The sequence below is a fragment of the Streptomyces sp. NPDC048419 genome, from assembly GCF_043200415.1.
Lineage (GTDB): Bacteria > Actinomycetota > Actinomycetes > Streptomycetales > Streptomycetaceae > Streptomyces.
This window is the reverse complement of sequence record NZ_JBICXT010000020.1, coordinates 76,085-92,335: the sequence shown is the minus strand read 5'-3', so window position 1 is coordinate 92,335 and position 16,251 is coordinate 76,085. Positions and strand designations below refer to the sequence as shown.

Sequence of the window (16,251 nt, the reverse complement as noted above, 5' to 3'; positions counted from 1 at the left end):
CGGCGGCCGTTCAGGCGCGGAGCGCGCCGAGGCGCCCCTCGAGACGGCCCAGCAACTCGCCGAGGAGTCCGGCCAGTTCGCCCTGTCCCTGCGGGTCCAGCACGGCCAGTACGGCGGTCTCGTAGGACAGCTGCTCGGGGAGGATGCCGTCGACCAGGTCACGGCCGGCGTCCGTCAGGCGGACGTGGGCCACGCGGCGGTCGCGGGTGTCGCCGCGGCGCTCCACCAGGCCGCGCTCGGTCAGCTGCTTGAGGCGTTTGGTGACGGCGGCGCCCGAGGAGAAGGTCTCGCGTGCCAGGTCGCCGGGGGTCAGTTCGTGGCCGGTGCGGCGCAGCGCGCCCAGCAGGTCGAACTCGGGACGGCTGAGGCCGGCCCGGCGCAGCGGCGCGTCCTCGGCCTGCTGGAGGAGGGCGGCGCAGCGGTTGATGCGGCCGATGATCTCCATGGGGCCGGTGTCGAGGTCGGGATGGACGGCCTGCCACTGCCGCACGACCGCGGAGACGGTGTCGTCACCCCTGCTCGCCCCCGCCTGCCGTCCGTTCGGTGCCGTCATGGCCGTACGCCCTCCGCTTCGCCGCTCAGGTGCAGCCCCTGGTGCCGCACCGTAGCCGCGAGCGTACGGTGTCCGGCCTGCTCGGCGCGCACGACCCGCTCCTGGGGCAGGGCGCGCTGCCACCACTCGCCGGAGGCGGCGTCGGCGGTGGCGCGCAGCTCGGCCAGGGCGGCGGCGAGCGTGCGGCGGGCGGACTCCACGGCGGCGGGAACGGGGGCGGCCTCGCCCAGCAGCCGGGCGGTGTGCTCACGCGCGCGTTCGGCGGCGGTCAGCGCGTGCTCGACCCGGTCGCCGGAGCGCCGGTTGGTGACGGCGGCCGCGGCGAGGAAGCCGACCAGGGCGCCGACGACGGTGTCCACGACCCGCTCGGTGATCAGCAGTCCGGGCTCCTGGAATCCGGTGAACTCGGTGATGAGCAGCGCCATCGGGGTCACGCAGACGGTGCCGAGCCAGTAGTTGCGGCCGATCAGCGCCTCTGCGCCGAAGTTGAAGGCGAGGCAGCACAGCACTAGGGCCGCCGAACCGAGGTGGGCGAGCGGGACGACGGCGGCGAAGATCAGGACGCCGAGGAGGTTGCCGACGACGCGCTGGATGCCCCGGGTCCAGGTGAGGGCGAGGTTGGCCTGGTAGAGGGAGGCCGCGGTGACCAGGGCCCAGTAGGGGCGGCCGACGCCGAGGGCGAGGGAGGCGTAGCCGGCGAGGGCGCAGCCCAGCGCGGTGCGGACGGCGATCGGGGCGAGCGGGCCGAGTCGTGCCCACAACGGGCGGGCCGGGACGGCGAGTTCGGCCTGAACGCCGAGCAGTTCACCGGCTGCCGCGGGATCGTGAACCTGCGGGACGGGGCCGGTACCGGTCAACTCGCCCGCCCAGGTGCGCAGTTGAGCCGGGTCGGTGTCGGCGGGTGCGGCGAGGGCGACCTCGGCGCCGACGACGAGCCGTTCGAGGCCGCGCCTGGTGCGGGTGTCGCCCGCGGCCAGGAGCGAGTGCCAGGCGGCCTGTACGGCGGCTGCCGCGGCGGCCCGTGCGCGGGCGTGGCCGTCCGCGGTGCCGCCCGTGGCGGCGTAGGCGGCAGCGGCCTTCAGGGCCCCCGCGGTGGCCCGGCGCTCGGGGCCGTGCGGGCGCAGCAGCCCGGGGGCCATGCCGACGAGCCAGGACCACGCGCCCGCGGCGACGGCCAGCGCGAGGTGGCCGGGGACCTGGCCGAGCGTCTGGGGGGCGAAGAGGGAGGCGGAGGTGATGAAGGTCAGGACCACGTTGCCGGGCGGGCCGACGCGGGTCGCGTCGCACAGCGCCTTCTGCGCCGCCGCCAGCAGGGCGCCGACCGTGACGAGCACGACGGCGCTGGACGTGAGCGAGGCCGCGACCAGGGAGACGGCGAGACCGCCGACCATGCCGAGCACCACCCAGGCCAGGACTCGGGCCCTGACGGCGTACGGCCGGTTGTGGGCGTACAGCGCGCACAGCGACCCGGCCATCGTGTACATCGCCAGGTCGAGGCGGCCGAGGCCCAGCAGGAGCAGGTTGGGCGGGGCGACCGAGGCGACCACGCTCAGTGCGGGCTTGAACCAGATGTCCGCGGGCCGGCCGAGGCGCAGGACACCGGCGAGGGGAAGGCGGCGGGTGCGCGGGGCGGGGGTGGGGGTCGCTGGGGTCATGCGACATAACGTTAGCATGTGTTTTACTCGTGAATGAAATTCTCCAGCGCATTACGGGCCGCCACTCACCTGCCGTGCTCCCTCGAATGCTCCCCGTGTACACCCTTGCGCTTGCGTGCGCGCCGCATGGTGTGGGAAGCCACCCACTGTCGACACCGTCGAGCGGGGAGGTGCGCGTGCACGGACCGGCTTCGCCCGGCTGGCTGCTGGTCGCGCTGTGTGCGGCGACCGGGGCCTACTGCCTCGTGCGGATGCGCAGCACGGTCGAGGAGCAGCGCCGGTCCGCGGGCGGCGAGGCGCTGATGGGCTTCGGCATGGCCGCGATGGCCGTGCCGGCGGCCGTGTTCAGCCCGCCTGCCTGGACCTGGCCCCTGTACGCGGCCATTTTCGGCGTCGCCGCGCTGCGCGCCCTGTTCTCGGCGCGAGCGAGCCGGCACCATCTGCACCACCTGGTGGGCGCCTCGGCCATGGTCTACATGGCGGTCGTGATGGCCGCGTCCCCGGGCCACCACGCCGGGCACGGCACGACGTCCGGGGTGCCCCTGCTGACCGGGGTCCTTCTGCTCTACTTCACGGGGTACGTGCTGCTGTCGGGCGTGCGGCTCGTGCCGGTGGCTGCGGGCGGCGGGGCCGTCGGGTGGGGCGACCGGCCGGAGCTCGCGAAGGCGTGCCGGCTGTCGATGGGGATCGCGATGGTGGCGATGCTGCTCACGCTCTGAGCCTGGTCCCGATGTGGCGGCTGCGAGGCTGGATCTCGTCGCGCGCTTTGAGCCAGGGCTCCGTTCGGGCAACCGTTGATTGCGTCACTTTGCGCGACAGACCGTATGCCGGGCCCGTGTCCGCTTCTAGGGTGAGCGCCATGATGGTCCCCGCGGCACTGCTGCTGCTCGGCGCGCTGACCGCCGTCGTGGCCCCCCGGCTGCTCGCCCGGGCGGGCTGGCAGGACCGTGAACCGGTGGTCGCGCTGTGGGTGTGGCAGTGCGTGGTGGCGGCCGTCCTGCTGTGCTGTGCGCTGTCGATGACCCTCAGCGCCGCGGCCGCCTGGCGGGCGGTGCGCGGCCACGTGTTCGCCGGGGCGCCGCACGGCGTCGTGGACGCCTACGCGCTCGGCGCCACCGGCCCCTTGGCCGCGGCGACCGCGGTGACGCTCGCGTCCGCCGGTCTGTGGAGCGGGACCATGCTGGTCAGGGAGGTCCTGCGGGCGCGTGCGCGCAGTCGGCGGCGCCGGGCCGAACTCCAGCTCCAGGCCCCGCTGTTGCCCGGTGAGGAAGCCGCGAGTGGCCGGCTGGTCGTGCTGGAGGGCGAACGGCCCGACGCCTGGTGGCTGCCCGGTGCCGCACCCCAGCTCGTCGTCACCACCGCCGCGCTGCGCCGGCTGAAGGGCCGGCAGCTGGACGCCGTCCTCGCCCACGAGCAGGGGCACGCGCAGGCCCGGCACGACTGGCTGCTGCACTGCTCGGACGCGCTGGCGGGCGGGTTTCCGCAGGTGCCGGTGTTCGCGGCGTTCCGCGGCGAGATGCACCGCCTGGTCGAACTCGCCGCCGACGACATGGCCTCCCGCCGCCACGGCCGTCTGACGACAGCGCTCGCGCTCGTCGAACTGAACGAGGACCGGGGCGTGTTCGGCCCCTCACCGGCACCGCAGGCGCACGTTCCGCAGCGGGTGCACCGACTGCTCAGCGCGCCCGACCGGCTGCCGGCGGTCCGGCGCCTTGGGCTGACGGCGAGCGCCGCGCTGGTGCCCGTCGTACCGGTGCTGGTGGCGTTCGTGCCGGGGCTGCGGGCCCTGGGCTAGGGCGTGCCAGGCGTCGCGGGGCAGGCGGGAATTGTCGGACACCCCCTAGACGGACCCCTAGGCGCGGGCCGCCCGGGCGCTGGTTTCACACCTCGCCGGTCGGCGAGGATCATCTTATGCACCATTCGCCCGCCGACTCCCCCACCCGCTCGCCGGCCCCTCACACGGCCGCCCGTGCCGCAGCCGTTCTCGCCCTGTGCTCCGTGCTGCTGCTCGTCCCGGTCGCGATCCGCTGGCATCCACTGATCGGCGTCGACGGCGACATCTCCCGCACCACGCACCGCTGGGCCGTCGACGAAACCGCCCTCACCCACGCGTTCCGCGTCCTGACGGACTGGGTCTGGGATCCGTTGACGATGCGCCTGCTGGCCGCGGCCGCCGTGGTGTGGCTGGTGTGGCGGCGCTCGGCGTGGTGGACGGCGCTGTGGCTGGCGGCCGCCGTCGCCGTGGGCGCCCTGCTGCAACAGGTCCTCAAGGCCGCGGTCGACCGCCCGCGCCCGGCCTGGCGCGACCCCGTCGACTCGGCCCACTACGCCGCCTTCCCCTCGGGCCACGCGATGACCGCCACGATCGTCTGCGGCCTGCTGCTCTGGCTCCTGCACCGCTACGGACCCGGCCGCCCCCTGTGGCGTACGGGACTGGCGGTGGCGCTCGTCTCCGTCCTCGGGGTGGGGCTCACGCGCGTGTGGCTGGGCGTGCACTGGCCGTCCGACGTGCTGGGCGGCTGGCTCCTGGGCGCGACGGTCGTGGCGCTGGCAGTGGCCGTCCACCGGAGATGGCAGCCGTGAGCCCGGCCCCCACCGGCCCGCGATCTTCTTGCCGACCGGAACGCACCCGTAAGATCCACACATGATGATGGCCGTCCTGTTCGACTTCTCCGGCACCCTCTTCCGCATCGAGTCCACCGAGTCCTGGCTGCGCGCGGTGCTCCACGAGGCCGAGATCGCGCTCCCCGAAGCCGAGTTGAGCCAGGCGGCCAAGGCGCTCCACGTGGCGGGGGCGCTGCCCGGCGGGGCCCCTCCGGCGCAACTGCCCGACAGCCTCGCCGAGATATGGCCGGTCCGGGACCAGAGCGCCGAGCTGCACCGGGCTGCTTACACCGGTCTCTCCCGCCAAGTGCCGCTGCCCGACCCGGCGTTGCACGACGCACTGTACGACCGGCACAAGACGCCGGCGGCGTGGGCGCCCTACCCCGACGCCGCCGAGGTGCTGTACGGGCTGTGCGAGCGCGGGATCGGCATCGGTGTGGTCAGCAACATCGGCTGGGACCTGCGCCCGGTCTTCCGCGAGCACAACCTGGACCAGTTCGTGGACACGTACGTCCTGTCGTACGAACACGGCATCCAGAAGCCCGACCCGCGGCTGTTCGCGGTGGCCTGCGAGGCGCTCGAGGTCGAGCCCGAGGACGTGCTGATGGTCGGGGACGACCGGCGCGCGGACGGCGGCGCGGCGGCCCTCGGCTGCCGGGTGCACATGGTGGACCACCTGCCCGCGAGCGAACGGCCGGACGCACTGCGGGCCGTGCTGGACCTGGTGGACTGACCGGACCTGGCGGACCTGGCGGACCGGGCGGACCGGGCGGACCGGGCGGACCGGGCGGACCGGGCGGACCGGGCGGACCGGGCGGTATCGAACGTGGCGGACCGCGGAGTACGGGAGTTGGCGGACCGAGCGGTACGGGACCCTGTGGACCGGCCGGAAACCGGACTCGGGCCGCCGCGTCACCGCCGCGGCCCGCTCACTCCAGGTAGCCCTCCACCTGCGTCGACGGGCGTACAGCCGCCTCGTCGGGGTTCTCCCCGTACTCCGTCTTCGCACGCCGCTGCCGCAAGAGGTCCCAGCACTGGTCGAGTTCGCGTTCCAGCTCGCCGAGACGCTGGCGTTCCGTCGTGCTGTCGATCTCGCCGGCCGAGAGGGACGTACGGAGCTTGCGCTCGTTCTCTGCCAGGATCTGCTGGTCCTGTTCCATCTCCGCAGGCCTCCTCCGCTCGGCATTCGTGCCCACTTTAGGGACGGGCGGGCCGTTGTGCGACGGGAGTGCGGATGTGGATGTCCGGGCGCGATCCGGGAAGTAGCCTGAGGACACCATCCGGGCGAAGTGACCGCCCGCCTGAGACGATCCCCCGCGTCGCCCCAGACGGACGGCAGCCCTGACCAGCCCCTACGGAGCGCCGATCGTGACGCTGCTGAGTATAGTTGGCTGGCAGCCAGTCAACGCAGGAGTTAAGCATGTCCCCGCGCAGCGCCTCGGTCAATGAAGAGTTGCGGCGGCGTTCCCGGGAGCGGCTTCTGCAGGCGGCCGTCGAGTTGGTCGGTGAGCGCGGCTACGAGGCGACGACGCTCGCCGACATCGCGGACAGAGCCGGCTCGGCGCGTGGTCTGGTCTCGTACTACTTCCCGGGAAAACGCCAGCTCGTGCAGTCCGCGGTGCACCGGCTGATGCACCGCACGCTGGAGGAGGCGGTGGAGCGGGAGCCGCGCAGCGAGGACGGCCGGGAGCGGATGGCGCGGGCCATCGACGCGATCCTGAGTCTGGGCCGGGACCGTCCCGTGCTGATGCGCCAGCACATGGCGGGGCTGCTGCAGGCGGAGGGCTTCGTGCAGTGCCCGGAGCAGCAGCGCCTGGCCGAACTGCTGCGGGAGGTGGTCACCCGGCGCGGGTCGCAGGACGCCGACGGGGACTATCCGATGATGCGGTCCCTGCTGATGGGTGCCGTCTACGCGATGGTGCTGCCGAACGTCCCGATGCCGATCACGACGCTGCGGGCCGAGCTGTTCAAGCGCTACCGGCTCGACTGGGAGATGGGCACACCGCCGGGCAGCGGCGCGGCAACCGCCGGGAGCGGCGACTCGGACCTGTCACGGTTCTTCGAGACCGGCGAGGAACCGGGCGAACGGCCGGACCCGGCGGAGCCGTCCAACACGTCGGAACAGTCAGGTCAGTTGTAGGCGTCCGTCGCTACGAGACGGCTCTGCGGCGCACATGACGGGGCGTCAAGAACCCTGAGTCGCGCGCCTGTGAGATCAGCCGGAGCGATTTACGGCGGCTGTGACCGGTCGCGCACATCACGGCGAGAACGGGGTCGGCGCCCTGTTGCTGTGCGGTGCGGTACTCCTGTGCGATGCGGCGCCGGCCTTCGATGCCGTGGGGCCAGAGGGGCCGGGCCCGCCGGGAGCCCGCGGTCGCGTGGTGCACGGCGGCGGGATCGGGGCCGGGGACGCAGGCCCGGAAGAGCGGTTCCTCGATCCAGTCGGCGAGTTCCGCGAGGTCGTCCAGGGACAGGGGTGGCTGGGCCCGGATCTCCTCCAGCGAGACGGACCCGCCGCCGACCACGGCGAGCGCGTCGATGCGGGCGCCGTCGCCGAAGCCCAGCCGGACGGTGAACCACGTCGTGGCGCGCTCGTCCTCCCGCACTTCCCACGCGGGCCATACGGACACCGTGCCATCCGTCGGACAACGATCAGAAAGATTAAGAAAGGATGCTTCTAGCACACGCGGAACGTAACCACTTGACCACATACCGCGAGAGCGGACACGCACGTTCACAGCGTGCCTGCACCCTGTCAGCGGAGCAGCGGCGGTGCGATGCTGGAGCCGTCAGCGATCTCCTCTCGTAGGGAGTTCCGCCGTGTTGCGTGTCGCCGTCGTCGGCTCGGGGCCGAGCGGGGTCTACACCGCGCAGAATCTCGTCCAGCTCGATTCCGACGTGCGCGTCGACGTCATCGACCGGCTGCCGTGCCCCTACGGCCTTGTCCGCTACGGCGTCGCACCCGACCACGAGAAGATCAAGTCGCTGCAGAACAACCTGCGTACGGTCCTGGAGCACGAGCGGGTGCGCTTCCTCGGCGCGGTGCGGGTCGGCCCCGGCGGGCTGGCCGCGGCGAGGTTGAGGCAGCTGTACCACGCGGTCGTGTACTGCGTGGGCGCGGCCACCGACCGCCATCTCGGCATCCCCGGCGAGGATCTGCCGGGCAGTTGGTCGGCGACGGAGTTCGTGTCCTGGTACAGCGCCCATCCGGACGCTGCCGACGACGGTTTCCTGCGTGACGTACGGTCGGCCGTGGTGATCGGCGTGGGCAACGTCGCGGTGGACGTCACCCGGATACTGGCCCGGGGCCCGGCGGAACTGAGCCCGACCGACATGCCGCAGGCGGCGCTTCGCGCGCTGGCCGCGAGCCGGATCGGCGACATCCACATGGTGGGCCGGCGCGGCCCGTCCCAGGCCCGCTTCACCACCAAGGAACTGCGCGAGCTGGGCGGCCTGCCGGGCGCCGGACTCCTCGTGGATCCGGCGGAGTTGGCGCTGGATCCCGGGTGCGCGGATCTCTCCGCGCTGCCGGCGGCCCGGCGGCGCAACGTGGAGGTGCTGCGCGGCTGGGCCCAGGTGCCAAACGAGGACGCCCCGCGCCGCATCCGGCTGCGCTTCTTCCTGCGCCCGGCCGAACTGCTCGCGGACGGCGGGCGGGTGGGCGCCGTGCGCTTCGAGCGGACGGAGCCGGACGGGCGCGGCGGCGTGCGGGGCACGGGGCAATTCGAGGACGTCGAGGCGCAGTTGGTGCTGCGTTCGGTGGGATATCGCGGAGTGCCGCTGGAGGGGCTGCCGTTCGACGCGTCGAGCGGCACCGTCCCCCACCTGGCGGGACGCGTCGTCCGTGCGGGCGCGGTCGCGCCGGGCGAGTACGTGGCGGGCTGGATCAAGCGCGGCCCGACCGGCGTGATCGGCACCAACCGTCCGTGCGCCAAGGAGACGGTGCTGTCGCTGCTGGACGACGCCTCCGCGCTCGTACGCGAACGGCCGCCGAGGGATCCGGTCGCGGCGCTGCGCGCGGAGGGTGCCGAGCCGGTCGAGTGGTCGGGATGGCAGGCGATCGAGCGGGCCGAGGCGGCCCTCGGGGCCTCGCTGGGCCGCGGCGTCGTCAAGCTGGCGGACTGGGAGTCGCTGCTGGCGGCGGCGCGGACGGCGGGCGCATCGCAGGCGCCGTAGCGGAGTCGGAGGCCGCTCGGTGGGCAGGACACGCAGTGGCAACAGTCCGGAAATCAACAAACTGTTCAAGTCCCTTACGGTCTCGTGCTGTTCGCACGTCCCCTCTCCGCCGCCCTGGAGTGCCCATGACCACGACCGCCCCCGTCCACCCGGTGGACGAGGTCCCACCCGTACGGCAGTTGGCCGCCTTCGGGCTGCAGCACGTGCTCGCGATGTACGCGGGCGCGGTGGCGGTGCCGCTGATCGTGGGCGGCGCGATGAAGCTGTCGCCCGCGGACCTGGCGTATCTGATCACCGCCGACCTGCTGGTGTGCGGGATCGCGACGCTCGTCCAGTGCGTGGGCTGCTGGCGGTTCGGCGTGCGGCTGCCGATCATGCAGGGCTGTACGTTCGCGGCGGTGTCGCCGATGGTGCTCATCGGCACGACGGGTGGCGGACTGCCCGCGATCTACGGCTCGGTGATCGTCGCGGGGCTCGCGATCATGCTGCTCGCGCCGGTCTTCGGCAGGCTGCTGCGCTTCTTCCCGCCGCTGGTCACCGGCACCGTCATCCTGATCATCGGCGTCTCGCTGCTGCCGGTCGCGGGCAACTGGGCCGCGGGCGGCGCCGGTTCGAAGGACTTCGGCGAGCCGAAGAACCTGGCGCTGGCCGCCTTCGTCCTGCTCGTGGTGCTGGGTGTGCAGCGGTTCGCGCCGCCGTTCGTGAGTCGTGTCGCCGTACTGATCGGCATCGTGGTGGGCCTTGCGGTGGCGGTCCCCTTCGGGTTCACCGACTTCGGCGGGGTCGGCGACGCCGACTGGCTGGGCATCAGCACGCCCTTCCACTTCGGCACGCCCACCTTCCATGTCTCGGCGATCGTGTCGATGCTGGTCGTGGCGCTGGTGACGATGACCGAGACGACCGGTGACCTGATCGCCGTCGGCGAGATGACCGGGCGCAGGGTCGAGCCGCGCCCTCTCGCGGACGGGCTGCGCGCCGACGGCCTGTGGACCGTTCTGGGCGGCGTCTTCAACACCTTCCCGTACACGGCGTACGCGCAGAACGTCGGCCTCGTCGGCATGACCCGGGTGCGCAGCCGCTGGGTCGTGGCCGCCGCGGGCGGCATCCTGGTGCTGCTCGGGCTGCTGCCCAAGCTGGGCGCGGTGGTCGCGGCGATACCGGCGCCCGTGCTGGGCGGTGCGGGTCTGGTGATGTTCGGGACGGTGGCCGCGAGCGGCCTCAGGACCCTGGCGCAGGTGGACTTCAAGGACAACCACAACCTCACGGTCGTGGCGGTGTCGGTCGCCGTGGGCATGCTGCCGGTCGGCGCGCCGACGGTCTACGCGAGGTTCCCCGACTGGTTCCAGACGGTGATGAACAGCGGCATCAGCGCCGGCTGCCTGACGGCGATCGCGCTGAACCTGCTCTTCAACCACCGCCCCGCGAAGGCGACTTCAGCCGCCGAGGCGGACGGCCTGCCGGGCGGCGGCGGCGAGCAGGGCGTCGAGGAGCCCCGGGAAGAGGTCCTCTAGGTCGTCCCGGCGCAGGCCGTTCATCTTGGCCGTCCCCCGGTAGCACTGCCGGATCACCCCCGCCTCGCGCAGCACCCGGAAATGGTGCGTGGTCGTGGACTTGGTCACCGGCAGGACGAACTGCGAGCACGTGAGCTCGTCGCTGTCGGCGGCGAGCTCACGCACGATCTGCAGCCGCATCGGGTCGGAGAGCGCGTGCAGCACGGCTTCCAGCCGGATGTCCCCGCTCGCGGGGTGCGGCAGGTCGCGGCTGCTGGTGGCGGGGGCGGTACTCACGGAGTTATTGTACGAGAACCGTCGTAGTTTGACATCTGACGTACTACGATGAGTATCGTACGAACCGTCCTGCGGTCCCGCGAGAACGGAGCAGCTCCTCATGAGCGCCCTCTTCCAGCCCTTCACCCTGCGTGGCGTGACCATCCCGAACCGGGTCTGGATGGCCCCGATGTGCCAGTACTCGGCCGAACCCGAGGGGCCCGGGACCGGCGCTCCGAACGACTGGCACTTCACCCACCTCGCGGCCCGTGCGGCCGGCGGCACCGGCCTGATCCTCACCGAGGCCACGGCCGTCTCGCCCGAGGGCCGGATCTCCCCGTACGACCTGGGCATCTGGAACGACGCGCAGGTGGAGGCATTCCGCCGGATCACCCGCTTCCTCGTCTCCCAGGGCACGGTGCCCGGCATCCAGCTGGCCCACGCCGGCCGCAAGGCCTCGACCGACCGCACCTGGACCGGCGGCGGGCCGCTGGGACCGGGCGACCGCGGCTGGCAGCCGCTCGCGCCGAGCGCGCTCGCCTTCGACGAGCGGCATGCGGTGCCGACCGAGCTGACGACCGATCAGATCCGGGAGATCGTGGGGCAGTTCGCCACCGCCGCCCGCCGAGCGCTCGCGGCGGGCTTCGAGGTTGGCGAGATCCACGGCGCCCACGGCTACCTGATCAACGAGTTCCTCTCGCCGCACTCCAACCACCGCACCGACGCCTACGGCGGCTCGTACGAGAACCGCACCCGCTTCGCGCTCGAAGTCGTGGACGCCGTACGGGAGGTGTGGCCGGACGACAAGCCGCTGTTCTTCCGCATCTCGGCGACCGACTGGCTGGAGGAGGACGGCTGGACGGCCGAGGACACGGTCCGTTTCGCCGCCGACCTCCAGGCGCACGGCATCGACCTGCTCGACGTCTCCACCGGCGGCAACGCCCCGGGCGTCCGCATCCCGACGGGTCCGGGCTACCAGGTGCCGTTCGCGGCGCAGGTCAAGGCGGGTTCGTCGCTGCCGGTCGCGGCCGTGGGCATGATCGCCGAGACCGAGCAGGCCGAGAAGATCCTCGCCAACGGCGACGCGGACGCGGTGCTGCTCGGCCGCGAGCTGCTGCGCAACCCGTCGTGGGCCCGGCACGCGGCCCGCGAACTCGGAGCGGACGTGCACGTGCCGAACCAGTACCACCGGTCGGTGTAGCCCCGCGGGCCTCACGGCTTCAGCCGCTGCGCCGTCTCCTCCAGCCCGGGCAGCGCCCGCTGCCCCCAAAGGGCGAGAGCGATCGCCGCGGCCACGCCCGCCCAGGCGACCGGGCCCAGCGGGGTGCAGCCGAACACGTGGCTGACGCCCGGGGTTTGGACGAGGGCGACGAGGACGACCGCGGAGCCGATCGAGGTGGCCCGCACGAGTGGGCTGTCCCGGCGGTCGAGCAGGGTCTGGGCGAGCTGGGAGCCGACCACCCCGCACAGCGCCATGGTGCCGGAACGGCGGGCGGTGCCCGGGGTGAAGCGGCCGAACAGCCAGGCGGCGACCGCACCCAGTGTGGTCGTCAGGGCGCGATGCCGGATCTGGGTGATGAGCGGGCGGCCGAGCACGTCCAGCGTGTCCTCCGGCAGTCCGGAGGCCGCACGGGCGGCCTCCTCGTTCGGCGTGACCGCCACCGCCATCGCCGGGAACAGGTCGGTGAACAGGTTGACCAGCAGCATCTGCCGGGTGGTCAGCGGCGCCGCGCCGGACAGCAGCGTGCCCAGGATGCCGAAGCCCACCTCGCCCGCGTTCCCGCCGATCAGGATCGCGACTGCGTCGGCGACGCTGTGCCACAGGGCGCGGCCCTCGTGCACGGCCTCGATCAGGACCGAGAGGTCTTCGCCGGTGAGCACGAGGTCGGCGGCGTTGCGGGCGGCCGCCGAACCACGGGCGCTGATGCCCACCCCGACGTCGGCGGCGCGGATCGCGGCCGCGTCGTTGGCGCCGTCGCCGACCATGGCGACCACCCGGCCCGCGTCCCGCAGCGCCTCGATCACCTGGAGCTTCTGCTCGGGCGCGACCCGGGCCACCACGCCGACGTCCTGGAGCATCCTGATCCTGGCCGAGCGGTCGGCGGCCGTCAGCTCGTCGCCGGTGACCACCGCGTGGTCGGCGGGCCAGCCGAGGTCGGCGGCGATGGCGCGGGCGGTCTGCGGATGGTCGCCGGTGAGCATGACCGGCCGTACACCTACGTCCGCCAGACCGCGCACCAGCGCCTGGGAGGTCTCGCGGGGTGCGTCCGCGAGCGCCACCAGCCCGACGAAATCCAGCTCCTGGAGCGGCTGGTCGAGTACGCCGATCTCCAACTCGTCGTCCACGAGGCGCCGTTCGGCCACAGCCAGGACCCGCAGCCCGTCGCGGGCGAGGTCGTGCGCCGCGTCGGAGGCGGAGGACGGCCCGGCAGCGCAGGCGGACAGGACGACCTCCGGGGCGCCCTTGACCACGAGCACCCGGGCGCCGTCCTCGGTGCGGCCGACGGCTGCGGCGTAACCGCGCCCTGCCTCGAAGGGCTGCCCTTCGAGCTGGGTCCAGCCGGGGTCCCGGTCTGCTGCCTCGAGCACGGCCTCGTCGGTGGCGTGCACCGGGCGGTCGGAGCCGCCGTTGAGGCGCGGGCAGGCGCGTGCCGCGGCCTGGAGCGTGCGGGCTCCTGCCGGGTCGCCCTTCGCGTGGACCGTACCGCCGTCGTCGCAGACCCGCGCCAGGCGCAGCCGGTTCTCGGTGAGCGTCCCGGTCTTGTCGAAGCAGATGATGTCCATCCGGCCCAGGGCCTCGAGCGTGCGCGGGGTGCGCACCAGGACACCGCGCCGGCTCAGCCGCCGCGACGCCGCCAGCTGGGCCACGGTGGCCACCAGCGGCAGCCCCTCGGGTACGGCCGCCACGGCGACGGCCACTCCCCCGCTGACGGCACGGCGGATGGGGGTGCCACGCAGCAGTGACAGCCCGGTCACCGCGGCGCCGCCCGCCATCGTCAACGGCAGCGCCTTGCGGGTGAGTTCCTGCAGCCGGCCCTGCACGCCGGCGGCCGGAGGCGTGCGCGCGGCGAGGTGGACGGCGCGTGCGGCCTCGGTGTGCTCGCCGGTGTCGACCACGACAGCCCGGGCCAGCCCGGCCACGACGGTGGTGCCCTCGAAGACCATGCAACTACGGTCGCCGATAGGGGCGTCGGGGGTGGGGTCCGTCTGCTTCTCGACCGGCAGGGACTCCCCGGTCAGCGCGGACTCGTCGACCTCCAGGCCCTCCTGCCACAGCAGCCGGGCGTCGGCGGGGACCACGTCGTCCGTCTCGAGCTCGATCACGTCGCCTGCCCCCAGTCCGGCGGCGTCGACCGTCTGCGGTTCGCCCGTCGCGTCCTCGCCCGGGGGCGCGACGCGCGCCTTCTGCTTCTGCTGGTCGAGCAGCCGGGACAGCGCCTGCTCGGCCCGCAGCCGCTGGATACCACCGACCAGGGCGTTCAGATCGAGGGCGCCGACGACCAGCAAGGCGTCCATGGCGGAACCGAGGATCGCCTCGGCCGCCGAGCCGACCGCGAGGACCGGGGTGAGCGGATCGTCCAGCTCCTCACGCACGGCGCGGGCGAGCTGCACGGACCAGCGCACCGGCGCGAGAACAGGGTGGCCTGCCGGCGCGGCCGGGCCCATCTCCTCGCTCTCCTGTGCCGGGGCCGCATCGCCGTCCGGCATCCGGTCCAGCGTCTCCCGTACGTCCTCCGGCTCCAGTTCGTGCCAGGCCACGCGCGGGCGGGGATGCGGGGCGGGGGCCGTCGCCACCCGCCGCGCCGCCCGCGCTCCCTGGAACAGGGACACCGCCGCGCTCGCGTCGACCGGGGTGTGCCGCAGCCCGGGCCACGGCGTCCGGCGGGGCCCCCGCGCCTCACCGACGGCCACGAGCAGTCCGGACAGCGCGGCTCCGGACCGGGCCAGGACCTGCGACTTGCGGCCCACCGAGCGAGCGGCGGGGATCGCGGTGAGCAGCCGCCATACGTCGGGCAGGCCGTGCAGGGCCAGGACGTCCGCGCCCCACACGACCGTGCAGTCGTGATCGGCGAGGGATACGGCCACGTCGCCGCCGAGCAGCCCCGCCAGCACGTCGGTGCCGTCGACCGAGAGCGGCCGGGCGACCGTGATCACGACGCCTCCCTCCTCACGCAGCTCGGCCACAACATCGCTCAGGGGCCGCCCGGCGGACACCACGCGGTCGGCGAGGCCCGTGATCTCGACCAGGGCGGGGTCATCCACCAGCACGACACTCAGCCGGGCGCGCCGCGCCGCGTCCAGCACGGGTTCGGCCCACGGGTTCGTCTGGCCGCCGGGGTCGAGCAGCGCGCTGGGATGCAGGAGGACCGTGCCGGCCATCTCGATCTCCCGCAGCCGCTCGGTGTTGCGCACCAGGACGCCCGCCCGGGAGAGCGTGGTGCTCAGTACGGCGTGGAAGGCGGCCGGCCCGTAGCGCGCGGCCTTGGGAGAGCCGGCGAGGACCGCTTCGGCCGCCTCGTTCATGTCGCGCTTGACCAGCAGGGCGGCCACGGCGCCGAGCAGGCTGCCGGCCGAGGCGTTGCCGGCGTACTCCTGCGCCGGGGAGGTGCGCAGCGGGGGTCGCGGGCAGTGGTCCGCAGGCACGCCCGCGCGCTCGGCCGTGCACACCTCGTCGTGCACGGTCTCGAACGCGGCCGCGCGGGCCACCGTCTCCACGAGCTGGACGGTGCGCAGCGCGCCGTCCAGCACCAGGGCGGTGGGTGTCCGGCCCGCGCCGTGCGCGGCGGCGTTCAGGGCCGCCAGCAACAGATCCATGCGGTTGCGCCCGATCCGGTTCCGCAGCCAGGCGCGCACGGCGGGGTTCTCACGGAGCAGTGTCACCAGCGCCGTCAGCTGGCGTGGCGTGGGCGGCACCCGCAGCAGGTAGCCGGCGAAGGCGATCGCGATGCCGGCCGCGTCGGCGGTGAGCGCCTCCATGGCGGCCCGCACTCCGGCCTGGTCGGCCGGGTGCCCGAACTCCTCCACGTCGTCGTCCGTGGAGGTGAGTCCGTGCCGGGCCGCGAGTTCGGTGGCCGCGTCCACGACCTGGTCACCGACCGTCTCCTCGACCGCTTCGACCACGAGTCGCCGCAGCCCGCCGTCCCAGTAGGCGTAGAGGACGTCGGGCCGCTCGGCCAGGGCCGCGGCCACCTTGCGCACACGGTGCTCCCGGCCGCCGTCCGGCAAGTCCGGATCGGGCCGCTCGGGGCTCAGCGCCAGATGCGCCCGCGCTCCGGACCGCCAGGGCCGTGGACCTGTCGGCAGTGCCGCGCGGGCGATCCGCACGAGGTGTGCCGCGCTGTCCGCGCCGCGCACTCCGGCCCGGGCCGTTCCGGTCGCCGCCCCGGCGGCCGCGCCCACGACGGGTACGGCCCCGCGGACCAGCAGCCGGGGACCGGCCGCGATGATGCCCACCGCCGCGACGGCCGGGCGTGACAGTACTTGCAGGACCATTGCG

The 16,251-nt window shown here is 73.6% G+C and carries 14 protein-coding genes; 8 read left to right on the top strand and 6 right to left on the bottom strand.

Going from position 1 to position 16,251, the window contains the following annotated elements:
- Nucleotides 1–10 precede the first annotated feature (10 nt).
- Together ACGFYN_RS33840 and ACGFYN_RS33835 are read right to left on the bottom strand one after the other, a co-directional pair.
- A complete protein-coding gene (locus ACGFYN_RS33840) occupies nucleotides 11–553 on the bottom strand; it encodes a MarR family winged helix-turn-helix transcriptional regulator (RefSeq protein ID WP_393869747.1) in 543 nt (180 codons plus the stop codon).
- Entirely contained in the window at nucleotides 550–2,208 is a 1,659-nt protein-coding gene (locus ACGFYN_RS33835; protein WP_393869746.1) for an FUSC family protein, read from the bottom strand. The genes ACGFYN_RS33840 and ACGFYN_RS33835 overlap by 4 nt, the downstream gene beginning before the upstream one ends.
- A gap of 176 nt (nucleotides 2,209–2,384) precedes the next feature.
- On the opposite strand from ACGFYN_RS33835, the gene ACGFYN_RS33830 reads away from it, so the two are divergent.
- The 4 genes from ACGFYN_RS33830 to ACGFYN_RS33815 all read left to right on the top strand — a co-directional run bounded on the left by ACGFYN_RS33830 (nucleotide 2,385) and on the right by ACGFYN_RS33815 (nucleotide 5,545).
- A complete protein-coding gene (locus tag ACGFYN_RS33830; protein WP_393869745.1) occupies nucleotides 2,385–2,927 on the top strand; it encodes a DUF5134 domain-containing protein in 543 nt (180 codons plus the stop codon).
- Between the two features lie 140 nt (nucleotides 2,928–3,067).
- On the top strand, nucleotides 3,068–4,003 hold the full coding sequence (locus ACGFYN_RS33825) for a M56 family metallopeptidase (RefSeq protein ID WP_393869744.1): 936 nt from the start codon (nucleotides 3,068–3,070) through the stop codon (nucleotides 4,001–4,003).
- A gap of 116 nt (nucleotides 4,004–4,119) precedes the next feature.
- Nucleotides 4,120–4,791: a phosphatase PAP2 family protein gene (locus ACGFYN_RS33820; RefSeq protein ID WP_393869743.1), complete on the top strand. Its 672-nt coding sequence runs from the start codon at nucleotides 4,120–4,122 to the stop codon at nucleotides 4,789–4,791.
- A 64-nt stretch (nucleotides 4,792–4,855) separates the two neighbouring features.
- Nucleotides 4,856–5,545, top strand: a complete 690-nt coding sequence (locus tag ACGFYN_RS33815; protein ID WP_393869826.1) for an HAD family hydrolase — start codon at nucleotides 4,856–4,858, stop codon at nucleotides 5,543–5,545.
- Nucleotides 5,546–5,741: 196 nt separating this feature from the next.
- Here the strand turns inward: ACGFYN_RS33815 and ACGFYN_RS33810 are convergent, their stop codons facing one another.
- Entirely contained in the window at nucleotides 5,742–5,972 is a 231-nt protein-coding gene (locus tag ACGFYN_RS33810) for a DUF2630 family protein (protein WP_393869742.1), read from the bottom strand.
- Nucleotides 5,973–6,232: 260 nt separating this feature from the next.
- Here ACGFYN_RS33810 and ACGFYN_RS33805 point away from each other — a divergent pair, with 260 nt between their 5' ends.
- Nucleotides 6,233–6,952, top strand: a complete 720-nt coding sequence (locus ACGFYN_RS33805; protein ID WP_393869741.1) for a TetR/AcrR family transcriptional regulator — start codon at nucleotides 6,233–6,235, stop codon at nucleotides 6,950–6,952.
- 10 nt (nucleotides 6,953–6,962) lie between these two features.
- Here ACGFYN_RS33805 and ACGFYN_RS33800 read toward each other — a convergent pair whose 3' ends face one another.
- Complete coding sequence (locus ACGFYN_RS33800; RefSeq protein ID WP_393869740.1) at nucleotides 6,963–7,442, bottom strand: DUF6214 family protein; 480 nt, start codon at nucleotides 7,440–7,442, stop codon at nucleotides 6,963–6,965.
- Between the two features lie 190 nt (nucleotides 7,443–7,632).
- Here ACGFYN_RS33800 and ACGFYN_RS33795 point away from each other — a divergent pair, with 190 nt between their 5' ends.
- Both ACGFYN_RS33795 and ACGFYN_RS33790 read left to right on the top strand, forming a co-directional pair.
- Nucleotides 7,633–8,988, top strand: a complete 1,356-nt coding sequence (locus ACGFYN_RS33795; RefSeq protein ID WP_393869739.1) for an FAD-dependent oxidoreductase — start codon at nucleotides 7,633–7,635, stop codon at nucleotides 8,986–8,988.
- Between the two features lie 125 nt (nucleotides 8,989–9,113).
- A complete protein-coding gene (locus ACGFYN_RS33790) occupies nucleotides 9,114–10,499 on the top strand; it encodes a nucleobase:cation symporter-2 family protein (protein ID WP_393869738.1) in 1,386 nt (461 codons plus the stop codon).
- On the opposite strand, the gene ACGFYN_RS33785 is transcribed toward ACGFYN_RS33790, so the two are convergent.
- Nucleotides 10,422–10,775, bottom strand: a complete 354-nt coding sequence (locus ACGFYN_RS33785) for an ArsR/SmtB family transcription factor (RefSeq protein ID WP_393869737.1) — start codon at nucleotides 10,773–10,775, stop codon at nucleotides 10,422–10,424. The genes ACGFYN_RS33790 and ACGFYN_RS33785 overlap by 78 nt on opposite strands.
- Nucleotides 10,776–10,875: 100 nt before the next feature.
- Here ACGFYN_RS33785 and ACGFYN_RS33780 point away from each other — a divergent pair, with 100 nt between their 5' ends.
- Nucleotides 10,876–11,955 carry an NADH:flavin oxidoreductase/NADH oxidase gene (locus tag ACGFYN_RS33780; RefSeq protein WP_393869736.1) on the top strand — a complete coding sequence of 360 codons (1,080 nt, stop codon included), beginning with the start codon at nucleotides 10,876–10,878 and terminating at the stop codon, nucleotides 11,953–11,955.
- An 11-nt stretch (nucleotides 11,956–11,966) separates the two neighbouring features.
- Here the strand turns inward: ACGFYN_RS33780 and ACGFYN_RS33775 are convergent, their stop codons facing one another.
- Complete coding sequence (locus ACGFYN_RS33775; RefSeq protein ID WP_393869735.1) at nucleotides 11,967–16,247, bottom strand: cation-translocating P-type ATPase; 4,281 nt, start codon at nucleotides 16,245–16,247, stop codon at nucleotides 11,967–11,969.
- Between the last annotated feature and the right edge of the window lie 4 nt (nucleotides 16,248–16,251).